Genomic DNA, 4,774 nt, shown 5'->3' with positions numbered 1-4,774 from the left:
AATGGATCGTCGCGGGCGAGCCGCCGATGGATTTGTGGCCGGTCGACATCCGCCGCTTCGGCGCGCCGCACCGCGATCTGGCGCGGGTGCGGGCGCGCGCCCTCGAACACTACGGCAAGCACTACACTGTCGCCTGGCCGCTGGAAGAACACGAATCGGCCAGGCCGCATCTGACCTCGCCGCTCTATGGCCGGCTCAAGGCGGCGAACGCCGTGTTCGGCGAAAAGATGGGCTGGGAGCGGGCCAACTGGTTCGCGCCGGAGGGCGCCGAGGCCGTCGATCGCTATTCCTTCGTCCGGCCGAACTGGATCGACGCGGTCGCCGCCGAACACCGCGCCGCGCGCGAGGCGGCGGCGCTGTTCGACATGAGTTCGTTTGCCAAGTTCGAAGTGACGGGGCGCGACGCGGAAAAGGCGCTCTCCTGGATCGCGGCGGGCGACGTCGCCAAGCCGCCGGGGCATATCACCTATACGCAACTGCTCAACGCCAAGGGCGGGATCGAGGCCGACGTCACCGTCGCGCGGCTGGCCGCCGACCGTTATTACGTCGTGTCCGGCACCGGCCAGCGCACGCGCGATTTCCATTGGCTCGCGCGGCACATCCCTGCGGGCCTGGACGCGCGGGTCGCCGACGTGACCGAGGACATCTGCGTGCTCGCGCTGATGGGACCGAAATCGCGCGCGATCCTGACCGCCGTCAACGACGCCGACATGTCGAACGCCGCGTTTCCGTTCATGACCTGGCAGGACCTGCCGATCGCCGGGGTCAGAGTGCTCGGCCTCCGCGTCACCTACGTCGGCGAGCTGGGATGGGAACTGCACGTGCCCAAGGCGCACGCGGAGCGGGTGTTCGACGCGCTGCTCGCCGCCGGGCAAGGGCATGGGCTTAGGCTCGCCGGTTATCGGGCCATCGACACCTTGCGCCTGGAAAAGGGCTATCGCGCCTGGGGCGCCGACATCAACGCCGACTACAACCCGTTCGAGGCCGGGCTCGCCTGGGCGGTGAAATTGAAGGGCAACATTCCGTTCCTGGGGCGCGAGGCGTTGTTGGCGGCCAAGGCCAAGCCGCTGACCAAATCGTTCGCGTGTTTCGCGGTCGATCAGCCGGACGTGACATTGTGGGGGCGCGAGACCATTTTGCGCGATGGCCAGGTGGTCGGCTGGCTCGCGAGCGCCGGTTTCGGCCACACCGTCGGCCATGGAATCGGCTACGGCTACGTGCGCAATCCGAAGGGCGTGGACGAAGCGTTTCTCGGTTTCGGCCGCTACGAACTGGAAGTCGCGGGCGAGCGCGTGCCGTGCCGCCGCCTCGCGCGGCCGCCCTACGATCCCGACGGGCGCCGGGTGCGGGAGTAGGCCGCCAGGGGACAAAATGATCGCGGCACGGTTGGCAAGGTTCGCAGCCGCGATGGCAGTCGTCGGCTTGGCGTTGGCATTCGCGGGCGACGTTCGGGCCCAAGGCAAGAAGGGCGGGGAAGAATCCGCGCCACCCGCCGGCGCCGATCTCGACCCGGAAACGGTCGGCGCTTTTTTCCCGCAACGCGCCAACGTCGAGGCCATGCGGCGGCGCGGGTTCCTTGCCACCGGTCTCAAGCCGGTCTATCCCGCCGGCGCCAAGTGCCCGGAGGCCAATTCGTTCTTCGCCGACACGACGCGCGGCGACGGCAGCACGCGCAATTCCCGCTTCTACGTCGGCTATCACGGCGGCCTCGACATCCCCGCGCCGGAAGGAACGCCGATCCTCGCCGTCGCCGATGGCACCGTCGTGCACGCGGGCGAGGGCGGCAGCATCGGCGGGATCGGCATCGTGCTGCGCCATGCGCCCGGGGACACGGGCTTTCCCGTCTGGGTCTATACCGAATACAAGCACCTGCGCGAGCTGCCGAACCTCGATCTCGGCCGGCGCGTCAAGATGGGCGAGGTCATCGCCTATTCCGGGAAAACCGGCACCGTCGGTTCGCGCGCTTACGGCGGCACGGGCCATCCGCATCTTCACTTGACCGCGTGGCACGCCGCCGGCGACCAGTATCGTCCGGGCCGGATGCTGATTCCCCTCGGCGGCCAATGGATGGACCCGTTGGCCCTGTTCCGGGGGCCGCCGTTGGCGAGCGCGGAGATCGCGGCGCTGTCCGAGCAAGCCAAGAAGACGCCGTTGCCCTACAAGGGAACAGACGGCCGCGTCGTCCCGCCGCACGCCCGCATCGTCTGGCCGTTCGCGTGCGAGACGAAATAGCCGCGCGCCGCCGCGCGCGACGGCGAGGGAACGTTCAAGCCGACGCGGTGAAATGCGCGTGGCGCGCGTCCGCCATCAGTTGCGCGAACTGCGCCTGGCTCATGTGCACCAGCGTCTTGTGGTCCCCGCCTTCGAGGTAGACCTCGGGTTGGCGTTCGATGCTGTCGTCGACGATGACGTCCAGCCCGTAGCACTTGCCGACCGGCGGAACCGCGCCGACGGCGCAATCCTCGAACAGCGAGGCCACTTCCTGCTCGTCGGCGAGCTCGACGTCGTCGCCGATCAGGGCGCGCAGCTCCGAAAGCTGGATGCGTCGCGACGCCGGCAGGACCGCGAGCAGGTAACCCCCGTCGGTGCGGAGCACGATGCCCTTGGCGAGCATGCCGCCGGGGATGTGGCTGGCTTCCGCGGTGCGCAGCGACGACAGGGTCGGATCGTGCGTCACCACGTCGTAGCTGACGTTGCGGTCGAGATAGTTTTTGAGGGTGGGTGCGATGGTCATGACTCACCTCCGATGAAAAAGGTGCATCAGTGATGATGTGGTCGTCCGGGCCGGGCGCGCGCAAGGGCGCGAATTCCGTTCCGTTTCAAGCGGTTGGCTTCAGCCGGGCAACAGGCCGCTTTCGCGCACGCCGTCGAAGATGAACTGGACCGAGAGCGCGGCGAGCAGGATGCCGACCACCCGGGTGATCACGTTCTGCCCGGTGACACCGAGGAACTGGCCGAGGCGCGCCGCGACCAGCAGGAGCGCGAAGGTATGGGCCAATGTCAATTTTAGCGTCCGCTGCATGATCAGGATGGAAAAAACTATGATGGGCTGACCCCACCGTAGAAATAGTAGGTTACGATTCGGCAATCTTTTTTAGTATTCAAGTATTGTGGATAGCGATAAAGGTCTGATCTGGAAGCCAATTACTGCAGAAAAAGAAACGGAATCAAAATATTATAGAATTTGAAACTGATGTATGGCTAACGTTTCCAGACACCATGAGTATGGAAAACGTGGAAAGCAAATCAAAGATAATTAACCCTCTTCAGCCAGTTGAGGGACCAGAGTTGATTTTTGGGATGATTGGGCCTGTTGGTTCGAATCTGAAACACGTTTGCCAAACCTTATCTAAAGAACTGAAAGATGCAGGCTATGATCCGCATGAAATCAGCGTAAGTAGTCTAATAAAGTTAGTTTATCCTCACGAATCTATACCTGAGCACGAAGACAAACGAATTGAAAAGTTGATGAGCTTGGGGACTAAGTTTCGCCAGGCAACGGTCGACGGCAGTGTTTTAGCTTTGATGGCTGTGGTCAAAATTAGAGAGGTGCGCCAAACCGCAACGGGCAATCCTAATGTACCTGCATCAAGAAAGGCATATATATTGCGGTCATTAAAACGTCCCGAAGAAGTAGCGGCTCTTAGAGCTATTTATGGGGAGTTCTTTTTTCTAATTTCCGCCTACCTACCGAGAGAAAAGAGAGTATCAACGTTAGCTACTGAGATTGCAAAATCTCAAGGGAAATTACCAGATGCAGATAGATTTAGAAGCAAAGCAGAACATCTTGTTTCCAAAGATGAAGAGGAAGAGGGGGCGGACTTTGGACAGGATGTTAGCGAAGCTTTCCCTATGGCTGATTTTTTTGTGTCTGCGGATAGCCGCGCCTCAATAAAAGAAGGAATATCGAGATTTGTTGAAATTCTTTTTGGCTATCAGTTTCATACACCAAGCAAAGATGAGATGGGAATGTATTTGGCCCGGTCATCGGCGCTTCGGTCCGCAGATTTATCACGCCAAGTAGGTGCTGTTATTGCAACCCCGGACGGAGACATTATCAGCATCGGCTGTAACGAAGTTCCTAAAGCATTGGGCGGACAGTATTGGCCCTCAGATGCAAACGATGATCGTGACTTTATTCGTGGTTATGATAGCAGCACAGTTTCAAAGAGTCAGATAATAAGAGAGCTCATTCACAAACTGAAAGAGGATATTCCAGACGCAATATTTAGCGAGGGAAAGAAAGAGGAAGAAATATCCGATTATCTTCTCGAGGGGACAGGCCGAAAAATATTTAAGGGCACCCAAATACAAAACCTTCTAGAATTTGGCCGCCCCGTTCATGCTGAGATGGCAGCGATAACCACGGCTGCGCGCCTCGGATTCTCTATAAAAGGTACAACGCTTTATTCTACGACGTTTCCTTGTCATATGTGCGCTCGGCACATTATCTCTTCGGGTATTAAACGGGTTGTGTATATAGAACCATATCCGAAAAGTCGGGTGAAAGATTTGTATCACGATTCTGTGGTTATTGATCCCGAGCGCCTCGTTGAGGATAAAGTTAATTTTCAACCGTTTGTGGGGATCGCACCTTCCAGGTATTTAGAGTTTTTTGAGATAGCCTCAAAAAGAAAAGACGACACATGACCTTTCCCCTGGATTAGGTCCACTCAGAGGGTGAACGTTTCGGTTTGTATCACGGTTTCGGTGTCGGCGGCGAGCGGGCGGGGCGCGAAGCCATCCGGCGAGCGCAGCGCCCCGCCGCGAGCCG

Annotated in this window: 5 protein-coding genes; 3 read left to right on the top strand and 2 right to left on the bottom strand. The window is 59.6% G+C overall.

Features of this window, described 5'->3' with window-relative positions; translation table 11 throughout:
- A partial coding sequence (locus FJ311_15820) for an FAD-dependent oxidoreductase (protein ID MBM3952901.1) occupies positions 1-1,355 on the top strand: 1,355 nt, incomplete at its 5' end.
- 16 nt (positions 1,356-1,371) lie between these two features.
- Positions 1,372-2,232 carry a M23 family metallopeptidase gene (locus FJ311_15815; GenBank protein MBM3952900.1) on the top strand — a complete coding sequence of 287 codons (861 nt, stop codon included), beginning with the start codon at positions 1,372-1,374 and terminating at the stop codon, positions 2,230-2,232.
- Positions 2,233-2,266: 34 nt separating this feature from the next.
- Here the strand turns inward: FJ311_15815 and FJ311_15810 are convergent, their stop codons facing one another.
- Both FJ311_15810 and FJ311_15805 read right to left on the bottom strand, forming a co-directional pair.
- Complete coding sequence (locus tag FJ311_15810) at positions 2,267-2,734, bottom strand: YbaK/EbsC family protein (GenBank protein MBM3952899.1); 468 nt, start codon at positions 2,732-2,734, stop codon at positions 2,267-2,269.
- Positions 2,735-2,833: 99 nt separating this feature from the next.
- The gene (locus FJ311_15805) at positions 2,834-3,022 is read right to left on the bottom strand and encodes a hypothetical protein (protein ID MBM3952898.1); all 189 of its coding nucleotides are present in this window, start codon (positions 3,020-3,022) and stop codon (positions 2,834-2,836) included.
- A 197-nt stretch (positions 3,023-3,219) separates the two neighbouring features.
- Here FJ311_15805 and FJ311_15800 point away from each other — a divergent pair, with 197 nt between their 5' ends.
- Positions 3,220-4,650: a hypothetical protein gene (locus tag FJ311_15800; protein MBM3952897.1), complete on the top strand. Its 1,431-nt coding sequence runs from the start codon at positions 3,220-3,222 to the stop codon at positions 4,648-4,650.
- The last annotated feature ends 124 nt before the right edge of the window (positions 4,651-4,774 follow it).

It is taken from the genome of Rhodospirillales bacterium, from assembly GCA_016872535.1.
Taxonomy (GTDB): domain Bacteria; phylum Pseudomonadota; class Alphaproteobacteria; order Rhodospirillales; family 2-12-FULL-67-15; genus 2-12-FULL-67-15.
This window is presented reverse-complemented; position numbering and strand designations above follow the sequence as displayed.

Coding starts and splice junctions, on each gene's coding strand:
- FJ311_15815 (MBM3952900.1), top strand. CDS start 1,372: ATGATCGCGGCACGGTTGGCAAGGTTCGCAGCCGCGATGGCAGTCGTC.
- FJ311_15810 (MBM3952899.1), bottom strand. CDS start 2,734: ATGACCATCGCACCCACCCTCAAAAACTATCTCGACCGCAACGTCAGC.
- FJ311_15805 (MBM3952898.1), bottom strand. CDS start 3,022: ATGCAGCGGACGCTAAAATTGACATTGGCCCATACCTTCGCGCTCCTG.
- FJ311_15800 (MBM3952897.1), top strand. CDS start 3,220: ATGAGTATGGAAAACGTGGAAAGCAAATCAAAGATAATTAACCCTCTT.